The sequence below is a fragment of the Pseudonocardia parietis genome (assembly GCF_017876315.1).
Taxonomy (GTDB): domain Bacteria; phylum Actinomycetota; class Actinomycetes; order Mycobacteriales; family Pseudonocardiaceae; genus Pseudonocardia; species Pseudonocardia parietis.
In genome coordinates this window covers 793,553-817,088 of the sequence record NZ_JAGINU010000001.1, presented here as the reverse complement: position 1 = coordinate 817,088, position 23,536 = coordinate 793,553, and the positions used below count along the sequence as shown (strand labels likewise).

Below are 23,536 nucleotides of genomic sequence, written 5' to 3'. Positions count from 1 at the left end.
GATCGTCGCCTCCTCGCCGTCGAGGTCCGTACCAGGTTAGGCGATGGAGCACAGCATTGCGGTGGCCACGCGCACTGTCCCAATTCGCTACAGGCCCCGATTCGCGAAGTTCGGGCCGGTGAGGTCAGGACGTGACCGGCGCCGTGTCGTCGGTGATGCCGAGCTCGGCTCGGACACGCTTCTTGTCGAGCTTGCCCACCGAGGTCCGCGGGATGGTGTCGACGAACAGCACGGTGTCCGGAACCCAGAACCGGGGGAACCGTTCCGCCAGATGGAAGCGGAGGTCGTCGCCGGTGACGTTCCCGGCCGCGACGACGCAGGCGACCGGTCGCTCGACCCACGTCGGATCGGGTACCGCCACCACGACGGCGTCCTCGACGTCCGGGTGCCCGAGCAACGCGTTCTCCAACTCGACCGAGGAGATCCACTCACCGCCGCTCTTGACCAGGTCCTTGGTTCGGTCCTTGACCTGCATCGTGCCGTCGGGATGGAACACGGCGACGTCGCCGGTACGCAGCCGGCCGTCGCGGTGGCTGTCCGGATCCGGTCGGTCCAGGTAGGCCGATGCGACCCAGGGTGCCGTCACCTCCAGCTCGCCGCTCGACTGCCCATCCCAGGGGAGCTCCGTGCCGTCGGCAGCGACGATGCGCATCTCGACCAGTGGGAGCGGCCGGCCCTGCCGCGCCTGAACGTCGAGCACGCCCGGATCCAACAGCTCATCGGGCCGGGTGGCGGCCGAGGAGAAGGTCGCCATGGGCGAGGTCTCGGTCATCCCCCACCCGTTGACCACGCGAACGTCGACGGTGCGGGCCCACCACTCGATCTCGGCAGCCGAGGGCGCCGAGCCGCCGAGCCACAGCCGCTGCAGTGCCGTGAGGTCGGGCACACCCCCCGCCGCCTCCCAGGCGCGGCGCATCATCGTCCCGACCGTCACGGCGGCGACGGCGGTGCTCGCACCGTGGTCCTGGATGAGCCGGAGCAGGTCCTCGGGCCGCGGATGGGTGCCGGGCAGGATCAGTGTCGCGCCGGCGAGGGCGGCTGCGTAGGGCACGCCCCAGGCGTTGACGTGCGACATCGGTGTGGCGAGCAGGATGCGTTCGTCCGGACCGATCGCGGCCGAGCCGGCGGCGCACAGAGCGAGAGCGTGCAACACCGTGCTGCGGTGGCTGTAGAGGACACCCTTCGGGTCGCCGGTCGTCCCGGAGGTGTAGCAGAGCGCGGCCGCAGTGGTTTCCGGGAACTCCGGTAGTTCCCGGGCGGGCACGGAACGCCCGACCAGGTCGTCGTAGGCGTACACGTTCTCCCACCCGCAGCCGGCGGGGACCTCGCCGAGGACGAGGACCGCCTCCACCGTGTGCAGACGGTCCCGGACCGACTCCAGCAGGCCGAGCAGGTCCGGGGCGACCAGCACCGCCCGGTCGCCCGCATGGTTGATCGTGTAGGCCAGTTGCTCGGGTGAGAGCCGGTGGTTGCCGGTGTGCAGCACCGCGCCCATGCACGGCACCGCGAAGTAGGCCTCGAGGTGTCGGCGGGAGTTCCAGGCCAGGCTCAGCACCCGATCCCCCGGCCCGATGCCGACCTCACGCAGCGCTGTGACGAGCCGGCGCACACGGTCACCGAGCCGGGCGTAGGTGAACCGCTCGTCGCCGGTCGGCGCCCCGGTGATCACGGCCCGATCGGCGAAGACTCGTTCGGCACGCCAGAGCAGCCGCGACAGCAACAACTGCCGGTCCATCATCAGCCCGTCCATCAGGGTTCTCCACCTCTCGCCGGTCGTGGTGCGTGACCGGAAAGGCTCACCGCCCCGACGACCTCCGCACTGTCCGGATTCGCGACACGGGCCGGGCGCAGCCGACCCGTGTAGCGAAGTGGGACAGTGGGCGGGGTCACGGCCGTCCCACACTTCCGCCTCGTCCGACCCCGACGAGAGGAACAGTCGTGACCGACCGCCCGCTCACCCCCGTCGTCGACGGGTTCACCTACCTCGAGGGCCCGAGGTGGCACGACGGCCGCCTGTGGCTCTCCGACTTCTACTCTCACAAGGTCGTCGCGGTCACGCCCGAGGGGAAGACCGAGGAGATCGTCACGGTTCCGGCGCAGCCCTCCGGGCTCGGCTGGCTCCCGGACGGCACCCTGCTCGTGGTGTCGATGCGCGACCGCAAGCTGCTCCGCCTCGAGAGTGGGGAGCTGGTCGAGCACGCCGACCTGACCACCACGACCGGCGGGCACGTCAACGACATGGTCGTCGACGGGCAGGGCCGCGCCTACGTCGGTGACTTCGGGTTCGACCTGATGGGCGGGGCACCGTTCCGCACGGCCAACCTCACCCGCGTCGACCCGGACGGCACCGTCTCGGTGGCCGCCGAGGACCTGATGTTCCCGAACGGCTCGGTGATCACCCCGGACGGGAAGACCCTGATCGTGGGCGAGACCTTCGGCAACAGGATCTCCGCGTTCGACATCGGGTCCGATGGCGAGCTCGGACCGCGCCGGGACTGGGCCCACTTCGGGACACTGCCCGACACCGACGACGTGGCCACGCTGGTCGGTGCGGCCTCGATCGGCCCGGACGGCAACTGTCTCGACGCCGACGGCGCCGTGTGGGTCGCCGACGCGATCCACCACCGCTGTGTACGGGTCGCCGAGGGCGGCGAGATCCTCGAGGAGATCTCGACCGGCGACGAGGGCGTGTTCGCCTGCATGCTCGGCGGCGACGACGGCCGCACGCTGTTCCTGTGCGTCGCCCCGAACTTCGACGAGGGCGAGCGCTCGACCACCACCCTCGGCCGGCTCGTCTCCACCCGTGTCGACGTGCCGCACGCCGGCACCCCGTGACCGACGGCGTCCCTGACCACCGCACCGAAGCGAGGAGAATCATGACCGCCACCGCCGACACCACCGCCGCTGTCGAGGAACTCGACGTCCTCGTGATCGGAGCCGGATTCGCCGGCATCTACCAGCTGGACCGGCTTCGTGACCTCGGCTACTCGGTGAAGATCTGGGAGGCCGGAGAGGGGCCGGGTGGCATTTGGTATTGGAACTGCTACCCCGGTGCCCGGGTCGACAGCGAGGGATCGGTCTACCAGTTCTCCTACAAGGACCTGTGGAAGGACTGGGAGTACAGCGAGCGCTACCCCGGCTGGGCCGAGGTGCGCGAGTATTTCGCCTACCTCGACCGCAAGCTCGACTTCAGCAAGGACACCCGGTTCAACACCCGCGTCACCTCGGCCGAGTTCGACACCGAGCGCAACCAGTGGGTGGTGCACGCCGCCGACGGCCGCACGGCGCGCTGCGCCTACCTGGTGCCCTGCCTCGGATTCGCCTCCAAGCCCTACACCCCGCCGATCACGGGCCTGGACAGCTTCCGTGGCACCTGCCACCACACCGGGCTCTGGCCGCAGGAGGGTGTGGACTTCACCGGCAAGCGCGTCGGCGTCGTCGGCACCGGCGCCAGCGCCGTGCAGGTGATCCAGGAAGCCGCCCGCGACGCCGCCGACGTGACCGTGTTCCAGCGCACCCCGGTCCTGGCGCTTCCCATGCACCAGCGCACGCTCACCCCACAGGACCAGACCGAGATCAAGGCCGGGCTGGAGGGCCGGCTCACCTACCGGGCCGACACGTTCGCGGGATTCGACAGAGACCTCGACTTCGCCCCGGGCAGCACCCTCGAGGTCACACCCGAGGAGCGGGCCGAAGTCTTCGAGCGGCGCTGGCAGCAGGGCGGGTTCTTCTACTGGCTGGGCATCTTCCAGGACATCCTGATCGACCCAGAGGCCAACGACCACGCCTACAGGTTCTGGCGGGACAAGACCCGGGCGCGCATCCACGACCCGAAGGTCGCCGACAAGCTCGCCCCCATGCAGGCGCCGTACCCGTTCGGGATCAAACGGCCATCGCTGGAGCAGAACTACTACGAGGTGTTCAACCAGGACAACGTGAACCTGGTCGACATCGGCGAGACCCCGATCGACGCCGTCACCGAGACCGGCATCAGAACGGCCGACGGCACCGAGCGCGAGTTCGACATCATCGTGCTCGCCACCGGCTTCGACGCCGTCACCGGCGGCCTGACCCAGATCGACATCCGCGGCACCGACGGCACCCTACTGCGCGACAAGTGGTCCTCCGGAGTTGACGCCCACCTCGGCATCGCCACCGCAGGATTCCCGAACCTGCTGTTCGTCTACGGCCCACAGAGCCCCTCGGGCTTCTGCAACGGCCCGACCTGCGCCGAGATCCAGGGCGAGATGATCGTCGAAACCCTCGACCACCTACTCCGAAACGGCCACAGCCGGTTCGAGGCAACCCAGCAGGCCGAACAGGAATGGACCGAACACTGTGCCGAGGTGGTGAACCAGACCCTGTTCCCCACGGTCAAATCCTGGTACATGGGCGCCAACATCCCCGGCAAGAAGGTCCAGATCCTGAACTACCCCGGCGGGCTGCCGACATACCGGGACAAGTTCGCCGAAATCAAGGACAAGGGCTACGCCGGATTCACCATCACCTGACACCCGATACCTCCCAGCAACTCGGGGCCGGCCGCCACGGTGTGCCGGCCCCGAGTGGTCGAACGCGGCCAGGGCGGCCTCGACGACGATCTGGCGTGGTGGACGAGGCGATCGATCATGGCTGCGGCGACGACGTCGTCGGAGAAGGTCTCGCCCCAGCGCCCGAAGGGCAGGTTGCTGGTGACCATGACCGAGCCCTGTTCGTAGCGGGAGGCGATGAGCTGGAAGAACAGGTTCGCGGCGTCCTGGTCGAAGGGGATGTAGCCGACCTCGTCGATGATGATCAGCTTGTAGCGGCGGATCTTCTTCAGCTCGGCCTCGAGCCGCCCGGCCTGGTGGGCCTCGGTGAGGCGAGTGATCCAGTTGTTGGCGGTGTCGAACAGGACCGAGTAGCCGGCGTGGGTGGCTTTGACCCCGAGCCCGATCGCGAGGTGGGTCTTCCCGAGCCCGGGTGGGCCGAGCAGGATCACGTTCTCGGCCTTGGCGACGAACGTCCCAGTCGCCAGATGCGCCAGGACGTCGCGGCGCAGCGAGGGCAGGTGGTCGAGGTTGAAGTCCTCGATGGTCTTCACCGCGGGGAAGTGCGCGGTGCGAATCCGCATCGTGGTTCCGGCGGACTCACGTTCGGCGACCTGGCGTTGCAGGACCGTGGCCAGATATTCCTCGTGCGACCAGTTCTCGTCGCGAGCCTGGGCTGCCAGTTCTTCCCAGCAGCGCCCGATCGTCGGGGTCTTCAGTACCCGGGTCAGGTAGGCCAGCATCGAGGGCAGGCCCTCCGTCGGTGCAGTCATGGTCATCGTGGCGGTCATGGGTTGCTCACTTCTGCCGCGGGCGCGGCCGTCGGGTCGGTCGGGCTTGTGGGGGTGAAGTCGACGCCGAACAGGGCGTCGTAGTCGGGCAGTGCGCGGATCGCGACAGGGTGTCCGTCGCCGTGTCGGCGCGCCCCGCTCTGCTGGGCCTGCTGCTGGGCGCGGCGTTGCTCGGCCAGCGCGAGGCGCATCTGGTGGGCGGTCGCAACATGGGCCGGGTCGGTGATCACCATGTGGCGGGCCCAGTTGCGGTCGTGGCGGGCAACCGGGGTGTTGTCGCAGAACACCTCGACCGTGGTGGGCGAGGCGCTGACGTCGACGAAGCGACCGATCACCCGCGGGTCGACGGAGTAGTCGTTGGCGTCGATGCGCACGTAGTAGTCCCGGGCCAGCCGGATCCGGTGGGTCAGCCCGACCTGCGGGGCCACCGGTGGCAGGACGGTCATCGCTTGCCGGTCGGTCTCGAGCAGGTCCACCGGACGACCGTGGATGGCTCGGACGGTGCGCGTGTTCGCCCGCGTGGTGAGCCAGTCGCCGAGCTGGTCGTTGAAGTCGGCCGGGGATGTGAAGCCGCGGCCGGGGAGGAACGAGGTCTCGAAGTACCCGTTGTTGCGCTCGACCATGCCCTTGAACTCCGGGTCTCGTGGCGGGGCCAGCCGGATCCTGGTGGCCAGGGTCCCGGCGAACGCCGCCGCCGGGGCCGTGAGCCTGCCGGTGCCGCCGATCGCAGACTCCCGGTCCCAGACCAGAGTCTTGGGCACCCGCCCGATCTGAGAGAGCAGCAGCCACATCCCCGCCAGGATGTCCCCGGCCTGGCGCGAAGGGATCATCGTCGCCGAGTGGAACCGGGAGAACGCCAGCGTCACCACCAGCACCGGAAGGATCCGCGCCTGCCCAGCGGTGACCGGGACCGCCGTCTCGGGGAACCACAGGTCGCACTGGGCGATCTGTCCGGGCTCGTAGACGATCCGGTCGGCCGGGTCGATGCCTACGTACTCGGGCCGGATCCTGGCCAGCAGCTTCTTCAACGGGCCCTCGGAGTAGGGCCAGCCGATCCGCTGCGCGATCACCGGGCCCGGCATCGTCGGCCACGCCACCAGCAGCGCCCGCACCTGCGGCTCGAAGGCATCCGCGACCGAGCCCCGGGGTGCGCGCTCGTAGCGCGGTGGCCCGCCCGAGCGCAACGCCGCCCGCACCGTGTTGCGGGCCACCCCGAGCCTGCGGGCGATCTCCTTGATCGGGACACCCTCAGCCCGATGCAGCCGACGAATCTCCGCCCAGTCCTCCACATTCAGCACCTCCCCAGCGTTGGGAGGGGTCAAGATTCCCGGAACGCCAGGGGGTCAGATTTCAGGATCCGTCGACAGGTGGGCCCGCGCCGCCACTCGAAGAGCCCACAACCTCGAGCTCGACCTACCGAGCGGGTGTAAACGACGAGGCCGCGACCGGCAGCTGCGATCGTGGACAGCGCGTTCTCCATCCGCCGGCGGCAGCCGCAGGACAGTGAGCCCAGCACGTCTCCGGTCAGACACTCGGCGTGCACATACACCGGGAGCTGCTCACCCTTGCCCACCGTCCCAGTGAGCAGCGCGATGTGCTCGGCGCCGTCCACTAGACCCCGGTACCCGATCGCCCGGAAGCCACCGTGCGCGGTGGGGAGCGTGGTCACCGCGACCCGAGCGACCTGCGGCTCGTGGCGGCGCCGGTAGGCGATCAGGTCAGCGATGGAGATCAGGACCAGACCGTGCTCGGTGGCGAACCGCTGCAGTTCGGGCCCACGGGCCATCTCTCCTGGCAGGTCCCGGCTCACGATCTCGCACAGCGCGCCAGCAGGTCGCATCCCCGCCAGCCGTGCCAGGTCAACGGCGGCCTCGGTGTGCCCTGGTCTGCTGAGCACCCCCCGGCCCGCGCCAGTAGCGGGACGACGTGGCCTGGGCGGGTGAAGTCCGAGCCATCCGAAGCCTGGTCGGCAAGGGCCGCGACCGTGCGGGCGCGATCCCGCGCTGAGATGCCCGTGCCTACACCGGTGGCGAGGTCGACGGTCACCCGGTACGCGGTGCCCATGCGGTCTCTGTTTGTGGAGTGCATGGGAGGCAAGTCGAGCCGGTCGCACTCCGCGGCGGGCAAGGCGACGCAGACGTAACCGGACGTGTGCTGGACGGTGAACGCCACCAGCTCGGGCGTTGCGCACTCTGCCGCGAAGACGAGGTCGCCCTCGTTCTCCCGATGCTCGTCGTCGACGACGATCACTGGTCGTCCCGCCGCGATGGCGTCCAGCGCGCGGCCGACCCGGGCGAGGGCCGCGCCCGCGGTCTCGATGACGATGTTCACGGCACTCTTTCCCGGTCCCTAGAGAGCGGCAAGTCGGCGGAACCGGCTGCCGTGGAACACCAAGGGCGGTGCCTCGGGCTCGGCCCGCAGGCCGTGGATCGTCAGCAATACGATCGCGTGGTCCCCGGCTGGTACCTCGGAGTACACCGAGCAGTCCAACCACGCCGTCGACCCGCGCACGAACACCGCGCCGCCGCTGCTGGCCTCCCAGTCCACGCCGGCGAACCGGTCACCCTCCTTCAGCGACAATGTCCGGCACGCCAGGTCGTGGGACTCGGCGAGCACGCTCACTCCCAGCCGCGGCTGCCCGCGGAGTCGCGGCCAGGTGGTTGATGTGTCCTGGATGCACACTGACACCAGGGGCGGGTGCACCGACACCGAGGTGAACGAACTAGCCGCCAACCCCACCGGTAGGCCGTCGAGGAGGGCGCACACCGCGGTCACTCCGGATGGGAAGCACCCGTACGCCTGTCGTAGCCGGGCCGGATCCACGGCCGTCGGATCAATCTCGATCATCCTGTCAGCACTCCCACGTCGGCGGCCGGCCCCTGGCCGGTGAGGTTGTTCGATGCGGCGCGGCGATGAGCCGCGCCGCTCTGTAGATCTCCGTGGTTGATCACCCGCCCCACCGACGTCTGCAACGGGGGTGAGAAAGCCCGGAGTCGTCAGTACGTGCTGGGCCATCAGCGCTGCCCGCCAGCGGCTGACTCGACTTCGTCAGGATGGTGACCGCGTGGTTGGTGCCGTCGACCTCGATCTCGTCACTGTCGGCGGTCACGAGTGCGCTGGCGCCGCCGGCATAACCGTCGGCTCGCCGTACTCTCGGGCGGTGGCGCGTGCGAGCGCATGCACCACCTCGCTCGTGCAGCAGGGATGCGACCTGCGCGTACCCCGCCGCAGGCTGAGCACAGCTGGTCGTATCAATCGGCCAGAGGGCCGACCACCGGCGCCCAGGGCCAGGAGTGGGACTCGACGATCACGCCGTTGATGCTGAACGGGTCCTCGCCGATCCGCTTGGCCAGTTCGGTTTCGTCGGCTACGTCGTAGACGAGCAGACCGCCCGAGCCGTCGCGGAACGGGCCCGCCTGCCGCACGACGCCCTGTTTCACCATGTCCTGCAGGTAGTCCCGATGCAGCGGACGGATCTCGTCGAGCAGGCGGGTGTCGTTGGTGTAGCGCCAGACCACCGCGAACAGCGCCATCAGGGCTTCCCTCCGGTTAGGAACTCCAGCGCGAGGGCGTTGAAGGTCTCGGATTGCTCCCACTGCGGCCAGTGACCGGCGTCCTTGATCACCTCGAACCGCGCGTCGGGCATCTTGGCCGCCATGTTCATCCCGGCTGCGGCGGGACCGGACGGGTCATCGCTGGTCCAGACCACGAGCGCCGGGCCGGTCACCGCGGCGAGCTCGGCGTCGGTGACCAGGTTGCGTGCACGGATTTCCGGGTCCTGCAGGCAGAGGATGTGGCGCATGGACTCGGCGAAGCCGGGACGGGCGTAGATGCCGCGCCGGATGTCGACGAGCTCGTCGGTGACCGACGACGGGTCCGCCATCAGCCACTCCAGCCGGGCCCGGATCCGCTCCTCGGTCGGGTCGTCCGCGGCGGCCTGGGACAGGCTGCGGATCCGCTCCATCACCTCGGGGGTGGCCATGGTGCCTCCCGGGGTGTTGAGCACGACCTTTCCCACCCGCTCGGGGTGCGCGGCCGCGTACTTGAGCGCCAGCCAGCCGCCGAGCGACTCGCCGGACAGATTCGTGCGGTCGACCCCGAGTGCGTCGAGCAGTCCGTCGAGGTGCGCGACGTAGTCGGGCAGCTCGAGGTCTCGGGTGGTGTGGGTGGTGTAGCCGTGGCCCGGGTACTCGTAGGCGATCACGCGGAAGCGCTCCGACAGCGGCACGATGTTGTGTGCGTACGCCTCGAGGTGCCCGCCGGTGCCGTGCATGAGCACCAGTGGTTCACCTTCGCCCGCCTCCAGCACTCGGGTCCGCCACTCCCCGACCTGCACATACCTGATGCTGAGCTCGAGGCCCGCGAGCGCGGACCACACCGAGGGGCGGCTCACGCCGTCACCGGGGTCTTCAGCGCCGCCAGGACATCGGCGCTGGTGGCGACCTCGCCGAGCATGCCCAGGCTGTCCAGTGACGCTTGGTGGACCTCGGGCGTAGCAGCGCTGCTCGCATCGGAGACGACGATCGTGCGGTATCCGAGGTCGCCGGCGCTGCGCGCGGTGCTCTCGACCGACATGTTGGTGGCCACGCCGGTGACCACGACGGTGTCGACGCCACGGCCGCGCAGCACGGCGTCCAGCTCGCTGCCCACGAACCCGCTCACCCGCTGGTGCGTCACGACGATGTCGCCGTCGAGCGGGGTGAGCTCGTCGACGATGGCGGCAGCCGAGGTGCCGTCGACCAGGCAGCCCTGCTGGCCGACCATCGCGAGCAGCGGGAAGTTGCCCACGAGGTCGCCGTAGCCGGGCTGGAACGCCACCCGGGTGTAGACGACCTGGGCGCCTGCGGCGCGGGCGGCGGCATGCAGGGTCTTCGTGGTCGGCACGACGCCGACCGCGGTGGCCTGCTCGGCGAAGATGGCGCCGAACGCGCCCTCCGGCGTGATCACGTCGTTCTGGTAGTGCACCGCGATGAATGCGGTCCGGCGCGGGTCGAGTTCCATGGCAATGCCTTTCGGGGGGTGGTGGGGTCTCAGGTGAGGGAACGGGCGGTGGTCAGCCCGAAGCCGGCGATCCACTCGGGGATCGCCTCGTAGAAGGACGTCTCGACCTCGTAGCGGCCCGCCGAGCCGAGCGCGGCGTAGGCCGCGATCCACGTGCGCACCTCGTGCGAGGAGTGCCCCGCCTGCTCGACGAACCAGTCGTTGGGCCAGGCGTCGATCTGCTCCAGGTCTCCGGAGGCGAGCACGTCAAGCAGGGCGGTGTCCCACTCCGGGTTGAGGGGCATCAGGTCCGACATTCCGGCGGCGAACGCGCCGACGGCGTCGACGACCCTGGCCTCGCGGACGGCGCGCTCCTCGGCCGTCGGGTTGCGGCCGGCGATGAGCCGCTCGGCCACGGCAGGCGGGGCGCCCGCGAACTGCGGTACCGGTGGGTCGTGCGACAGTCCGCCGGACCCGATCAGCAGCACCCGCTTGTCCAAGGCGACCGCACCGCGTCCGATCGCTTCACCGAGCAGGCGTATGCGAGCGACCGGGCTGAGTGGCTCGGCGACGCAGTTGATGAAGACCGGGACCACCGGCACGGTGTCGATGGCGCCGAGGAGCAGCTCCAGGGGCTGGGTGAAGCCGTGGTCGACCTGCATGCGTTCAGAGATCGCGATGTCGACGCCCGCGGCGAGGACCTCGCGCGCGAGGCTGCGGGCGGCGTCGGCGTCGACCGGCAGGGCGCCCTTCGGCATGCCGTAGTCACCGACTGATTCGGCTGCGGCGCCGATGCAGAACGGCGGCATCATGTCGTAGAAGAAACCGTTGTAGTGGTCCGGTCCGAACAGGACCACGAGCTCGGGGTCGTAGTCCCGGACGAATGCGCGGGCCCGGTCGAACGCGGCCTCGACCCGGGCGGTGACACCGGTTGCGGGCTCAGACCGCCCCATCAGCGGAGTGTGCGAGGTCGTGCAGAGGGCCAACGTCATTGTGCGCTCCCTAGCATTCTAGCGTTCCAGGATCGTAGAGGTCGTCGCGAAGAGCGGGCAAGACCTTGTCCGTCCGCGCGGCGGGCGGAGCGGGACCGTCTCTCCGTTACGCTCGATGGATGACGATGACCGGTGGCTTCGAGCTCCGGCCCGGACTGGGCGACGCGCGTTCGTCGTCCGTGCGACTCGGCTCGATGATCTATGTGCAGATCAAGGAACAGCTACTCGAGGGCACCTACGCCGCAGGCCAGCGGCTGCAGGTCGAGGCGCTCAAGAGTCAGTTCCAGGTGAGCAAGCAGCCCGTGATGGAGGCTCTGCGCCGGCTGTCCGGCGAGGGCCTGGTCGACATCATCCCGCAGGTCGGTTGCGAGGTCTGCCGCTACTCGCCCCAGGAGGTCGTGGACTTCTTTCGGTTCTTCGCCGGCATGGAGGGCATCCTCGCTGAGGTAGCGGCCGACCGGCGCACCGAGGCCCAGTTGCAGCAGCTCGAGCAGGTTGAGTCCCTGATTGCCGACCTGCGCGGCGAGGCCGACGCCGACCGTCGCAGCCACGGCTACCGGGTGCACAACCGGCAGTTCCACGCAATCGTGCACGAGATGTCCCGGTCCACGATCATGGCGGCTACCTGCGAGCGGATGTTTGACCTCAGCGACTTTCTGATCAACACGACCGGCACCCACACTCCGCTGTCCGACGCCCTCGACGGCCGCCACGCTGATCACGAGCGGATCATCGCGGCGCTGCGGAGCCACGACGGCGCAGCGGCGCGGCGCGAGATCGAGCGCCACATCTCAGGCACCGTCGACATCATCCGCCTGGAGGCCGGGCCGAGCGCTGTAGACAAGAAGACCCCCAACGGCGCCCGTCCCGCCTGACCGAAGTCCTGCCCTGGGAGCCCCCTTGGCGGGGCTCTCAAGCCAGGCCTCACGCCGGGGGCGCTCACATTAGGGCCGCCGCCAGGAGGTCCACCTGCTCGGGCTCGGGCCGGCACGGGAACAGCAGTAGCTCGTCGCAACCCGCACGCCCCATCTCTTCGGCAACCCCGCGTACCGCGGCGGGGGTGGTCAACGCGGAGTCGGCGACCACGGCGGCCCCGGCGCCGACGAACCCGTAGTAGCTCGTCAGGTACTCCCGGGCGTGCCGCGCCGCAGCCGCCCCGAGGGAGAAGTACGCCACCGCCTGCAGCTGCGGGGCACCCTCGCGCCCGTGCCGCCGCCAGGCTGCCCGCACCGCGGCCGCACCCTCAGCGAAGAACCCGGTGCTGCCGGAGACCCAGCCGTCGCCTGCACGGGCGGCCCGTTCCAGCGCGGCAGCCGACCGCCCGCCCAGCACGATCCGTGGACGGCCACTCAATGGTGCGGGGCCAACCCACTCCGGCCCGGGCGCGCCCCAGATCGCCTGCAGCTCGTCGAGCATCGTGTCCAGCCGTCGCCCCCGGGTGCGGAACTCCGTATTGGTGGCCCGGTAGTCGTCCTGCCGCGCGCCGACGCCAAGACCGAGGGTGAACCGGCCACCGGAGAGCCGATCGAGCGTCGCGGCCTGGCGGGCCAGCAGCGCCGACGGACCCCTGGTCGGCGCCAGCAGCACGTAGCTGCCCAGCCCGATCCGCCCGGTGACCGCCGCGGCCGCCCCGAGCGTGACGAGCGGCTCGAGCCCGTCATGGACAAGCCGATCGAGGGTCGCCAGCGAGGAGAACCCGGCGGCGTCGGACCGCCGGGCCCACTCCACGAGCTGGTCGGGCCGGACCCCCGGGACCGCCGCAGGCAGCCCGATCCCGATCCGCACCGCCGCGGCGCCAGTCAAGCTCGATCCCCTTTGCAGATGGACACGGCCTCTCCGCAGTAGACGTCCGCGCGGGTGATGAAGATGTCAACGCTCCCCTGCATTTGTTGAGTTGACGACAGACCTCAGGCTCGGAGAAACGGTCTCAGCGGGTGGGGGCGTTCCAGGCGGGTGTGTTGAACTCCGGGCGCAGGGTCGGCTCGAACCGGTCAAGCTTGATGCCGATCTTCGGCAGGACCTGTTCGACCAGCAGCTCGTTGCTGCGCAGCATCTTGTCGATCGGCGCGGGGCCGAGGCCCATCCACAGCACGAGCAGCTCGATGCCGAACTTCTCGATCTCTTTCTCCAGCTTGCGGGCCACGGTGTCGACAGTGCCTGCGATGGAGTACCCGCGGTCGACCATGCTCTGGTAGTTGTTCGGGATTGGCCCCTCCTCGCCGGGGTAGCGCAGGGCCTCGTTGAACCCGAAGTGGTCGTGCCAGGCCGGCCAGATGAAGCCGAGCGCGTCAGATCCGATCGCGAAGGCCTCCTCGTCGGTGTCGGCCACGACGATCTCGCGGAAGTGCCCGACGTTGCGGCCCCACCCGATCGACGGGTCACGCAGCTTCGCTTCCTCGTGGTAGGCGTCCAGGCAGGCCTTCACCGTCTCCTCGATCGGGGAGAAGATGATCGGCCAGCCGCCCTCGCGAGCGGCCCAGCGGATGGTATTGGAGCTGAGCGTGAAGGGCACCATCAGCTCGATCGTGGACGGGTCCTGCAGGGTGTTTGGGGCGATGCCGATCTTCTCCACGGCGCCGTCGGCGCTCACGGTGGACGGCGCCATCTCCCGCGTCCCGGGGTGGTCCCAGGTGATCCCGGGCGGCGGGACCTGCCAGTGCTTGCCCTGGTAGGCGAACTCGCGGTTCGCCCAGAGGCCGCGCACCACCTGGTAGGCCTCCTCGAACAGCTCGCGGTTGACCGCATCGTGCTCGGCGTAGTCCGGGTCGGTCGCGTAGGTGGCGACGGCGCCGTTCTTCTGGCCGATCGTGGTGACGTGGCGGCTCTGGTAGCCGCGGGCGAACCCGGCGATCATCCGGCCACCGCTGAAGTGGTCGAGCATGGCCAGGTCCTCGGCCACCAGGATCGGGTTGCGCGCCGGCAGCACGGTCGCCATCTGCCCGAGGCGCAGCTTCTTCGTGATCCCCGCGGCCCAGGAGCCGAGCAGGATCGGGTTGTTCGAGATCTCGAGGCCCTCGAGATGGAAGTGGTGCTCGGAGAACGCCGCGAAGTCGAAGCCCAGATCGTCGATCTGACGCAGCACAGCGGCGTTCTCGAAGAGCGTCCGTTGGTAGAAGTTCGGGTTCGCCCCAGCGAAGCCCTGCCGGTACTGCTCCGGGGTCGCCGCTGCACTGGGCAGCAGGAACGTTCCCAATCTCATCGTTGAGAATCCTCCGTAGATCGCAGAGACCCTGCTGGCCTCCTAGCATGCAAGCATGCAACACATGTCCTTGATCACTGTCAAGGGAGCGACCCGGTCGCGTGACGGCCGGGCCGACGTCGAGACCGGGGGACGCTTGCTGTGACCTGCGCCTCCGGTTAGCGTGCACAGGCACGCTAGCATTCCAGTTGTTGAGAAGGGACCGTCGATGCCCGTCCGTACCGGTGCGCAGTACGTCGAGAACCTGCAGAAACACCCCCGCGAGGTGTGGCTCCGCGGCGAGCGCGTCGACGACGTCACCACCCATCCCGCCCTGCGTCGGCCGATCGAGCAGATCGCCCGGCTCTACGACCTGCAACACGATCCCGAGCTCGCCCCGGTGCTCACCGCGCCGGGTCCCGACGGGGCCCGGGTCGGACGCGCGTTCCTCCCGTGCCGCACCCCGGAGGATCTGGCCGCGAGGCGGGCCGCGTACCGGGCGTGGGCCGAACCGACGCTGGGCCTGATGGGTCGCTCGCCGGACTTCCTGAACACCACGCTGATGGCGTTCACCGAGTCCCCCGGGGTGTTCGCCAGGCTCGGGCAGCGGTACGCGGACAACATCGCGCGCTACTACTCCTACGTCCGCGACAACGACCTGTTCCTCACCCACGCGCTGATCACCCCGCAGACCGACCGGTCGAAGGGCGCGTCGGAGCAGCAGGAGCAGTTCCTGCACATGGGCGTGGTGTCCGAGACCGCCGAGGGGCTGGTCGTCCGCGGTGCCCGGATGCTGGCCACGCTCGCCCCGATGGCCGACGAGCTGATCATCTACAGCCTGCCCGGCCTGCGCCCCGGCGACGAGCGCCACGCCGCCTGCTTCGCGATCCCGATCGACACCCCGGGCCTGCGGCTGATCTCCCGCGCCCCCTTCGACGACGGCACCCGGCACCCGTTCGACCACCCGCTGTCCTCGCACTTCGAGGAGGCGGACTGCCTCGTCGTGTTCGACGACGTGCTGGTGCCGTGGGACCGGGTGTTCCTGCACGGCGACGTGGAACTGGCCAACGCCCTCTACGCCGAGACCGACCTGCGCCAGCACACCGCGCACCAGACCGGCGTCCGCGGCCTGGTCAAGCTGCAGTTCGTCACCGGGCTGGCGATGAAGCTCAGCCAGTCGGTGAAGATCGACGGCTTCCTGCACGTGCAGCAGAAGCTCGGCGAGTGCATCGCCGCCGTCGAGCAGGCGCACGCGCTGCTCGTCGCGGCCGAGGCCGAGTACGAGACCACCGCGACCGGCACGGTCCGACCCCGGTTCAACGCCCTGCAGACGCTGCGGGTGGTGCTGGCCACGCAGTACCCCAAACTGGTCGAGGTGCTGCAGACCCTCGGCGCGGGCGGACTGCTGATGATGCCCTCGGCCGAGGACTTCGGCTCGCCGATCGCCGACGACATCGCGCGCTACTACCGCGGCGCCGAGATGTCGGCCGTGGACCGGATTCGGCTCTACAAGCTGGCCTGGGACCTGTGCGGCGACGCGTTCGGACAGCGCGCCGTGCAGTACGAGCGCTACTACGCCGGCGACCCGGTGCGCATCCTCGCCATGAACTACGTGGCCTACGACAAGTCCGAGTGCTTCCGTCTGGTCGACCGCGCGCTGGCGCTCGCCGGCGATCCCGACACCCCGGCACCGTGACGGCGGCACGGCGGGCGGTGGAGCCCGGCCGCTTCCGCCACGCGCTCGGCCAGTTCGCCACCGGCGTCACCGTGATCACGACGACCACCACCGCCGGACCGGTCGGCTGCACGGTGAGCGCCTTCTGCTCGCTGTCGCTCGACCCGCCGCTGGTGCTCGCCTGCCTCGGCCGGGACCGGTCGATGCACCGCGCGCTGACGTCGGCGCCGGGTTTCGGTGTCAGCATCCTCGCCTCGGACCAGGGGGTTCTCGCCCGGGACTTCGCGCGGCCGGCGGACCGGTTCGCGGGCGTCGCCCACTCCTCCGGCCGCTACGGTCCGCACCTCGACGGCGCGATCGCCCACCTCGACTGCGCGCTGTACGAGATCCGTGACGGCGGGGACCACGTGATCGTCCTCGGCCTGGTCGACGCGGTGGTGGTGCACGCGGGCGAGCCGCTGCTCTACGCCCAGGGGGCGTTCCTCGACGTCCCCGGCCCCGACTGGGAACGCGCCGCCGCGTCCGCCCCACAGGAATGGCTGCTCTCCGCCCCGTGGTGAGCCGCTCGCACGCCTCTCTACTGCAAAGGAGCAGTTGATGGAGTTCTTCATCGGCGCATGCGCCAAGATCGACCAGGTCGGCATCGTCAAGCAGGCCGAGGACACCGGGGTCACCCACTTCGGCGTCGGCGAGGGGCCGCTGCTGTTCAGCGACCCCTACCAGTACCTGGCGCTCGCCGCCCGGGAGACGTCCACGATCAACCTGGGCACCTGGGTCACCAACCCGCTGACCCGTATCCCCGCCGTCACCGCCAACTCGCACGCCACGCTCAACGCCCTCGCCCCCGGCCGCACCTTCCTCGGCATCGGCACGGCGAACAACGCGCTGCGATCCATGGGCCACAGCCCGGCGAGCATCGCCCAGCTCGACGACGCGCTCCGGGTCACCACCGGCCTGCTCGCGGGCGAGCGGGTCACCGAGAAGTGGCGGGGCAAGGAGCGCGAGCTGGAGTTCCTCGACAAGGACGGCAGCTGGTACAACCTCGACGAGCCGGTTCCCGTGTGGATGGCCGCCGGTGGCCCGCGCGGCATCAAGGTCGCCGCCCGCTACGCGGACTACGTGGCCTACTGCCTCGGGCCGGACCCCGAGATGATCAAACTGGTCCGCCGGGAGCTGGACAAGGCGGTCGCCGACGCCGGCCGGCCGCCCGGTTCGGTCAAGCTCGTCGCGGTGAGCTGGTTCTACCAGCTGCGCAACGGCGAGACCTGGGAGGACGGCGTCGACCACGGCTTCGCCTCCGGCCCGATCAGCTCCTGCGTGACCAACATCGGGTTCATGCGCGCGCACGCCGCCGAGCTCGACCCTTCGATCGTCGAGGCCAGCGCGGCCGCGGCCACCGCCTACCTGGGCGACCCGAACGCCACCGAGCAGCCGCACTACCTCGACACCTGGTCGAAGTACCAGAAGGGGCTCGACGACTCGCACCGGCCGCTGATCACCAAACAGCTGTGCGACTACTGGTGCCTCTACGGCTCCCCCGACGAGATCTGGGAGAAGACCCAGGCCATGGTCGAGGCGGGAGTGGACATGGTGAGCACGTTCCTGTCCAACCCGTTCACCGCCGAACGGGACATCGCCGACATCGGAACCTCAATCCTCGCCCGCGCGTAACTCCTCCCGGCAATCGGCCGGGGCTCCGGAAACTCGGCTGCCTCCTGCGCGGCGGTGGTGGGTTGGGGCTACGGGCCCGTGGTGGACCCGCCCCGCGCCTGATCAGGCGCTCCTGCCGGCGAGGATGTCGACAGGAGCGCCACCCCGCGCGAGGACCTGCTGGGCTACGCCGAGGTTCTCGGGGCCCTGAATCTCACCCCCACGTAGGGGGCGAGCCGTACAACGCCAGCAACCCGACGACGCGATGCGCCAGTTGTCTTCGGCCCCAGGGCTTCGGGATGGTGGTCTACGGACCCGCCGGTCACACCGCCTGACCTCGCACTGTGCAACGAGAGGCGTCTCACGACGATGTGGACGATCCAGGACTCCCGCGTCCGCCCTGCGTGGCGCCCGCGCTCAGCCTTCTCGGCGAAGTCCTTCGCGACGAGCGACGTGGACGAGGCGCGTGACGTGTTGACACATTCGTATGCCGACCACTCTATCCGGACCGCCGGACGAGTCGGTCGAGGCTTCAACTTCCTGCACCGGGTGGCGAGCTCGTCGCAGATCAACATCGGCTACACGACGTTCGGGACCGACGTCGACATCTCGGCGCCGCCACCGCGGACGTCCTACATCGTGTGCTTCTCCGTGCGGGGCCACCTGACGATGTCGTGTGGTGCGGAATCGGTCGTCCTCACCTCCGATCGCGTCGCAGTCGTCCCTCCCACCAAGCCCTTCGGCTTCCGAGAGTGGAGCCCCGATTCCTGCGTGGTGGGGATCCGCATCAGCCGGGGCGATCTGGAGGGCGACCTGTCGACGCTGCTCGGACGGCCGATCGCCAGCCCGGTCGACTTCGAGTTCGGCAAGGTCAGCACCCACGGGCGGGGTTCCACATTTCTCCGGACCGTGGATCTCATCGAATCGGAACTCGAGCGACCTGACGGCATGTCACACGAGAGCAGCCTCGCCGCCAGGCTCTCGCAGTTGTTGATCACGTCGTTGCTCACCACCCAGTCACATGAATACTCCGAGCAGCTCCACGAACCGGCCCCTGCCGTCTCCTCCTCCGCGGTCAGGCGCGCACTCGACTACGTGGAGACCGACCCTTCGCGCGTGCGCACGGTGTCGGACATCGCCCGAGCTGCGTCCGTGAGCGTGCGCGCGATCGAGCACGGCTTCCGGAAGCACCTCGGCGTCTCTCCGATGGCGTATCTGAAGGAGGTCCGGCTCGCCAGGGTGCACGACGACCTGATCAACGGGGATCCGGCGGAGACGACGATCACCAGCACGGCGCGCCGGTGGGGTTTCACGCATCTGAGCCGCTTCAGTGAGTCCTACCGGCAGAAGTACGGCGTCCTGCCGTCCGAGACTCTCCGTCAGCGGCGAGGGCCGGGCTCCTTCGCCGGCCTGCGACCCTGATTCCGGCCCGAGCAACCGCAGCCCCATCTTCACCGACGACCGGCACGGGCCTCCACGTGGACCCGCCTCGCCAGCGTGGTGTTCCGGCTGCAACTTCTCGGCCTGTTCACCGTGGCCCGTAGACCACGACAGTGTTCCCCCATGGATCCTTCGCCACCGCGCGCACCTCGTGCGGACCCTGCTCGGGATCGCGGACCACGGTCCCACCGGCCGCGGTGATCGCGGACAGTGCCGCGGGCACGTCAGGGACCTTGAACGACGCCGCTGGCATCCCGCAGGTGACGTACTCGGCGGGGCCGGCGAGCGCGAGTGTGATGCCGCCGGCGTTGAGGGCGGCGTACCGGTTACCGTCGACGAACCGGGTGTCGAGCCCGAACGCCTGGGTATAGAAGGTGACTGCGGCGGCGATATCCGCCACCGGGTGCAGTACGTTGCCGATCTTCGTGGGGGCAGGGTCGTCAGACACGGGTTGTTCCTCGCAGTGGTGGGATGGGTTTGACCGTGGATCCGCGGCCCTGTTCCGGTGTCCTGGCTGTCCCGCGCCGGCACCCAGGGGTGAGCGGCGAAGTCGCGCCCTTCGGGGAGCACATCCGCGAAACAGCGGGCTGTACCCGTCGCTCCGCAGACGTGGCGACAGTGCTACCAGCGGCTCGCGATCTCCTTCTGCCGCGCGAGGAAGGAGGGGTCGATCAGGCGCCCGTGCAGCTGCTGGTTGTGACTGTGGCAAAGCTGGTGGAGCGCGAAGGATGTCTGCATCGCGTTGGAACGTCCCTGGTTGTCCTGGGCGGTGTTGACGGCTTCCTTGACGAGCTTGAGGGCGAACAGCGGCTGCTCGGCGATTCGGCGCGCGAGGTCGAGGGTGAACTCGGTGAGTTCGGCACGGGGCACGATGTGGTTGACCATCCCGAGTCGGTGCGCGTCGGCAGCGCTGACGGAGTCGGAGGTGAATAGCATCTCCTTGGCCTTGCGCACGCCCAGCTCGTAGGGGTGGTTGAAGAACTCCGCGCCGCTGATGCCCATGGCGACGGTGTTGTCGGCGAAGACGGCATCCTCCGAGGCGACAACGAGGTCGCACGGCCACACCAGCATAAGGCCGCCGGAGACGACCTTTCCTTGCACCTCGGCGATGGTGGGCTTGGGCATGTTCCGCCAGCGCTCGGAGAAGCCGAGGTAGATCTCCTTCTCGCGGGCCATCTGCGCCTCGGCGCCACCGCAGGTGAAGCCGCACCAGGTGCCGACGGTGCGGTGCTCGGCCATCACCTCGTACTTCTCGGGCTCGCGCAGGTCGTGCCCGGAGGAGAAGTGCGGGCCCTCGGCGGCCAGGATCACGACGCTGATGCCGTCGTCCTGCGCAGCGCGGTCGAACGCGTCGTTGAGCTCGTAGAGCAGTCTCGTGTCCTGGGCGTTGCGGGTCTCGGGCCTGGCCAGGACGATCCGGGCGATGCGGGCCTCGGGCTCCTCGTAGCGGATCGTCTTGTACGTGGTCATGGGGCTTCTTCCTCCGGGTCGGCGCGTCTCAGCGGGACGGGGTGGTCCGGCCGGCGGGAGGCGGACCGGTCGACCGGCGCGGCGCCGGTCTGGGCGGGCCCGGGTGCCCGTGCCCTGAAGCGGCCCGACAACGGGCCGCCGAGCCGAGCCGGGGCAGCCGTCATAGCGGGATCGGCACCCGCGGTTGGTCCGAGCGCAGCACCAGGTCCTCGATCGGCTCCTCCGCGTCGAGCCGTCGGCACAGCTCCTCGGGATCGAACGGCTCCCCGAGCGGGTTGGCGGCGAACGCGTCCGTCGCCATGAACTCGTTGGACTGCTCGGGATCCAGCAGGTCCACCTGGAACTCCAACCGGTTCCGGTCCGGGTCCTCGTAGTACATCGACAGCGTCGGACCGTGCTTGGTGGAGATCACCGGGCGGACGCCGAGCTTGTCGCGGACGTTGCGGTAGACGCCCATCAGGTCCTCGATCGAGTCCCAGGTGTAGGCCAGGTGCCGCAACCCCGTCCCGTGCTTCCGCTCGCCCTCGTCCTCTGGTGCGGCACCGAGGTTGACGATCGCGTGCCGGTGGTGCTCCTCGTCGTAGGTCATGAAGGTGTAGGTCTCGCTCTGGCTCTGGATCTTCGCCTCGAACACCGTCTGGTAGAAGCGCACCATCTCCGCATACCGATGGGTGCCGAACACCGCGTGGGCGAACTTCGTAGGTGGTGTCATGACTTCTCCTCCTTCAGCGAGCGCAGCGCACGTCGAGCAGCGCCTGGCGGCCCTCGACGTCCACCGCATGGAGCGCACGGCGCAGGGCCGGGCGTAGCTGGTCGATGTCGGTGACCTCCTCGCCGAATCCGCCGGACGCTTCGGCGTAGCGGGCGAAGGCGGGCTGCGGGGCCAGATTCGACAGCCGCGATTCGTCCATGCGGACGGCGATGCCGCCTGGGTACACCGAGCGGGTCGAGGCGTCCACCGCGTCCCACCGCTCGTTGTTGGCGATGATGGTCAGGACGGGCAGCCCGTGCTTCGCCGAGGCGTGATGGCACGCTGCGGGATTGGCGAACAGGTAGGCGCCGTCGCCGACGGCCGCGACGACCGTCCGGTCCGGTGCCGCGTGCTTGGCCCCCAGCGCGGCCGGAAGCGCCCACCCGAGTCCGCCGGCTGCCGGGAGGTAGAAGTACGTGCCCGGTCGGCGGCGGCGGAGGATCCGAGGGTCGGCCCAGTACTCGTTGAACACCACCGCGTCGTCGTCGAGGACCTCGGAGAGGGCCTGGGTGAGGGCCGCCTTCGTGATCGGTCCGCGGCCCTGGCGGGGCAGCGTGGCCTGCAGTCGCTGCCGGTGGTCTTCCGCCCGCCCGGCCAGCATGTCCGCCCGCGTCGGCGGGATCTGCTCGGTCCGATCCGCGAGTGCACCCTCCAACGCCGTGAGCAGGCTCGCCGCGCTGGTCGTGATCCCGAGGTCGAAACGATGGGTGCGCATCGGATAGCCGGACGTCAGCGGATCGAGTCCCGCCTGGGCGACGAACGCGTCGGTTCGAGGCTCACCTCGTCGGGCGATCCACGGAACGTCGCACTCCAGGAACAGCAACACATCCGCGTCGGGGAACGCCTCGGTCGGAAGCCCGAGGTGGAACGGGTGATCCGCGGAGACATTGAGATAGCGCGGGCCAGCCTCGGCGACCCCGACCGCATAACGCTCGCACAGCTCCGACAACATCGCCACGGTCTGCTGGTCCGCGCCCGCACTGGTGGTCACGATCACCGGATATCGCGCCTGCGCGAGCCGGTCCGCGAGGATCTGCACGGCCGCCGGATCGGCTGCGGGACCGGTCGGCACGACCAGCGGCGGCGCGGGATCGGCGGCGTCCGTCTCAGGCGCGGTCTCGGCGAGGACCTCGCGTGGAAGGGTCAGGTACACCGGTCCGCGCGGGTGCGCCGACGCTATCGACACGGCCCGGCGCAGGACCGCCTCGACTTGGCCCGCGTTGCGTAGCTCGTAGTCCCACTTGACGACTTCACGGACCATGCCCGCCTGGTCGTACATCTCCTGCGCCCAGTGGATGGCGGTGTCGCGGGCACCGAGCGCGCCGTCCTCGAGGATCGGGGTGCGGCCCGCGGTCACAATCATCGGGACGCGTTCGCGCGCGGCGTTGATCACCGCGCACACCGCGTTCGCCGTGCCGACGCTCACGTGGAACATGACAGCCTGCGGCTGTCCCGTCATCAGGTAGGCACCGTGGGCCATGCCGGCGGCGACGTTCTCGTGGCCCGCGAGGACCGGGACCGGGTACCGCTCGATGGCCGACCCGCCCTGCGCGTACGCCTCCACGAGAGGCGCGAAGTCCGTCCCCGCGTTGACGAACAGCGTCTGCACTCCCAGCGCCCGGAGCTCGGCTAGGTACCGTTGGGCGGCCGCGGAGCCGCGCAGGTCATCGTCCTGGTCCGGGCGAGGCTCCTGGGCGATCCCCGGGCCCGTTGTCCTGCCCGTCATTGCGCTGCCCCGACTGTGACGGCGTCAGTCGCCGTCACGGCGGCCAGTGGTACCTGAAGGGCCACTGTCGGTATGTCCACGGTCATTCTCACCTCGTTGTCGTGCTGTCGGGAGCGGCGCGATGCTCTGGTTCCCGTGCGTCGTCGGGTGTTGTCGGGCGCGGGCCGACGCGGTGCGCCGCCGCCACGAACTCCGCGTTGGTGCGGATGCCGTTGGTCAGCAGGCCCGGCGAGGCCCCGTGAGCCGCCGCCTCGCCCGCCGCGCAGCAGTCGCCGAGGCACGTACGTGCTCAGCCCGCGGTGGGCCACCTCGTCCAGGGGCGCCCCCAGCGCTGCTGTGATGTGTGGAGGACGC

Annotated in this window: 21 protein-coding genes and 1 pseudogene; 7 read left to right on the top strand and 15 right to left on the bottom strand. The window is 69.7% G+C overall.

Features of this window, described 5'->3' with window-relative positions:
- Window positions 1-124: 124 nt before the first annotated feature.
- Complete coding sequence (locus JOF36_RS03900) at window positions 125-1,750, bottom strand: long-chain-fatty-acid--CoA ligase (RefSeq protein ID WP_245350672.1); 1,626 nt, start codon at window positions 1,748-1,750, stop codon at window positions 125-127.
- A 188-nt stretch (window positions 1,751-1,938) separates the two neighbouring features.
- Between JOF36_RS03900 and JOF36_RS03895 the strand changes: the two genes are divergently transcribed.
- Together JOF36_RS03895 and JOF36_RS03890 are read left to right on the top strand one after the other, a co-directional pair.
- A complete protein-coding gene (locus tag JOF36_RS03895) occupies window positions 1,939-2,835 on the top strand; it encodes an SMP-30/gluconolactonase/LRE family protein (RefSeq protein WP_210025053.1) in 897 nt (298 codons plus the stop codon).
- A gap of 41 nt (window positions 2,836-2,876) precedes the next feature.
- On the top strand, window positions 2,877-4,511 hold the full coding sequence (locus JOF36_RS03890) for a flavin-containing monooxygenase (protein WP_210025052.1): 1,635 nt from the start codon (window positions 2,877-2,879) through the stop codon (window positions 4,509-4,511).
- Here the strand turns inward: JOF36_RS03890 and istB are convergent.
- The 8 genes and pseudogenes from istB to JOF36_RS03850 all read right to left on the bottom strand — a co-directional run bounded on the left by istB (window position 4,487) and on the right by JOF36_RS03850 (window position 11,292).
- Entirely contained in the window at window positions 4,487-5,320 is an 834-nt protein-coding gene (gene istB, locus JOF36_RS03885) for an IS21-like element helper ATPase IstB (RefSeq protein WP_281071087.1), read from the bottom strand. The two genes, JOF36_RS03890 and istB, sit on opposite strands and share 25 nt — an antisense overlap.
- A complete protein-coding gene (istA, locus tag JOF36_RS03880; RefSeq protein WP_210025051.1) occupies window positions 5,317-6,618 on the bottom strand; it encodes an IS21 family transposase in 1,302 nt (433 codons plus the stop codon). Before istA ends, istB begins: the two co-directional genes overlap by 4 nt.
- A gap of 92 nt (window positions 6,619-6,710) precedes the next feature.
- Window positions 6,711-7,639 (bottom strand): annotated as a pseudogene (gene ribB, locus JOF36_RS03875) (3,4-dihydroxy-2-butanone-4-phosphate synthase); the annotation flags it as partial.
- Between the two features lie 30 nt (window positions 7,640-7,669).
- Window positions 7,670-8,167: a flavin reductase family protein gene (locus JOF36_RS03870; RefSeq protein WP_210025050.1), complete on the bottom strand. Its 498-nt coding sequence runs from the start codon at window positions 8,165-8,167 to the stop codon at window positions 7,670-7,672.
- Between the two features lie 404 nt (window positions 8,168-8,571).
- The gene (locus JOF36_RS03865; protein ID WP_210025049.1) at window positions 8,572-8,853 is read right to left on the bottom strand and encodes a YciI family protein; all 282 of its coding nucleotides are present in this window, start codon (window positions 8,851-8,853) and stop codon (window positions 8,572-8,574) included.
- Window positions 8,853-9,713, bottom strand: coding sequence for an alpha/beta fold hydrolase (locus JOF36_RS03860; RefSeq protein ID WP_210025048.1), 861 nt, complete (start codon window positions 9,711-9,713; stop codon window positions 8,853-8,855). The genes JOF36_RS03865 and JOF36_RS03860 overlap by 1 nt, the downstream gene beginning before the upstream one ends.
- Window positions 9,710-10,321 carry a cysteine hydrolase family protein gene (locus JOF36_RS03855; RefSeq protein WP_210025047.1) on the bottom strand — a complete coding sequence of 204 codons (612 nt, stop codon included), beginning with the start codon at window positions 10,319-10,321 and terminating at the stop codon, window positions 9,710-9,712. The genes JOF36_RS03860 and JOF36_RS03855 overlap by 4 nt, the downstream gene beginning before the upstream one ends.
- Window positions 10,322-10,350: 29 nt before the next feature.
- Complete coding sequence (locus JOF36_RS03850; protein WP_210025046.1) at window positions 10,351-11,292, bottom strand: 3-carboxyethylcatechol 2,3-dioxygenase; 942 nt, start codon at window positions 11,290-11,292, stop codon at window positions 10,351-10,353.
- Window positions 11,293-11,411: 119 nt separating this feature from the next.
- Between JOF36_RS03850 and JOF36_RS03845 the strand changes: the two genes are divergently transcribed.
- Entirely contained in the window at window positions 11,412-12,167 is a 756-nt protein-coding gene (locus tag JOF36_RS03845) for a GntR family transcriptional regulator (RefSeq protein WP_210025045.1), read from the top strand.
- 64 nt (window positions 12,168-12,231) lie between these two features.
- Here the strand turns inward: JOF36_RS03845 and JOF36_RS03840 are convergent, their stop codons facing one another.
- On the bottom strand, window positions 12,232-13,095 hold the full coding sequence (locus tag JOF36_RS03840) for an LLM class flavin-dependent oxidoreductase (RefSeq protein ID WP_245350670.1): 864 nt from the start codon (window positions 13,093-13,095) through the stop codon (window positions 12,232-12,234).
- Between the two features lie 124 nt (window positions 13,096-13,219).
- Complete coding sequence (locus tag JOF36_RS03835) at window positions 13,220-14,491, bottom strand: LLM class flavin-dependent oxidoreductase (protein ID WP_210025044.1); 1,272 nt, start codon at window positions 14,489-14,491, stop codon at window positions 13,220-13,222.
- A gap of 208 nt (window positions 14,492-14,699) precedes the next feature.
- Here JOF36_RS03835 and hpaB point away from each other — a divergent pair, with 208 nt between their 5' ends.
- The 4 genes from hpaB (at window position 14,700) to JOF36_RS03815 (ending at window position 19,217) form a co-directional block, all read left to right on the top strand.
- On the top strand, window positions 14,700-16,166 hold the full coding sequence (hpaB, locus tag JOF36_RS03830) for a 4-hydroxyphenylacetate 3-monooxygenase, oxygenase component (RefSeq protein ID WP_210025043.1): 1,467 nt from the start codon (window positions 14,700-14,702) through the stop codon (window positions 16,164-16,166).
- Window positions 16,163-16,705, top strand: coding sequence for a flavin reductase family protein (locus JOF36_RS03825; RefSeq protein ID WP_210025042.1), 543 nt, complete (start codon window positions 16,163-16,165; stop codon window positions 16,703-16,705). Before hpaB ends, JOF36_RS03825 begins: the two co-directional genes overlap by 4 nt.
- 37 nt (window positions 16,706-16,742) lie before the next feature.
- The gene (locus tag JOF36_RS03820) at window positions 16,743-17,816 is read left to right on the top strand and encodes an LLM class flavin-dependent oxidoreductase (RefSeq protein ID WP_210025041.1); all 1,074 of its coding nucleotides are present in this window, start codon (window positions 16,743-16,745) and stop codon (window positions 17,814-17,816) included.
- A gap of 348 nt (window positions 17,817-18,164) precedes the next feature.
- On the top strand, window positions 18,165-19,217 hold the full coding sequence (locus JOF36_RS03815) for an AraC family transcriptional regulator (protein ID WP_245350669.1): 1,053 nt from the start codon (window positions 18,165-18,167) through the stop codon (window positions 19,215-19,217).
- A gap of 106 nt (window positions 19,218-19,323) precedes the next feature.
- Here the strand turns inward: JOF36_RS03815 and JOF36_RS03810 are convergent, their stop codons facing one another.
- From JOF36_RS03810 to JOF36_RS03795, 4 genes are all read right to left on the bottom strand, one after another.
- Window positions 19,324-19,683 carry a VOC family protein gene (locus JOF36_RS03810; protein ID WP_210025039.1) on the bottom strand — a complete coding sequence of 120 codons (360 nt, stop codon included), beginning with the start codon at window positions 19,681-19,683 and terminating at the stop codon, window positions 19,324-19,326.
- Window positions 19,684-19,856: 173 nt separating this feature from the next.
- The gene (locus tag JOF36_RS03805) at window positions 19,857-20,705 is read right to left on the bottom strand and encodes an enoyl-CoA hydratase (protein ID WP_210025038.1); all 849 of its coding nucleotides are present in this window, start codon (window positions 20,703-20,705) and stop codon (window positions 19,857-19,859) included.
- A 160-nt stretch (window positions 20,706-20,865) separates the two neighbouring features.
- Window positions 20,866-21,417, bottom strand: coding sequence for a VOC family protein (locus JOF36_RS03800; RefSeq protein ID WP_210025037.1), 552 nt, complete (start codon window positions 21,415-21,417; stop codon window positions 20,866-20,868).
- Between the two features lie 13 nt (window positions 21,418-21,430).
- Window positions 21,431-23,182, bottom strand: a complete 1,752-nt coding sequence (locus tag JOF36_RS03795; protein WP_210025036.1) for a thiamine pyrophosphate-requiring protein — start codon at window positions 23,180-23,182, stop codon at window positions 21,431-21,433.
- Window positions 23,183-23,536: the final 354 nt, after the last annotated feature.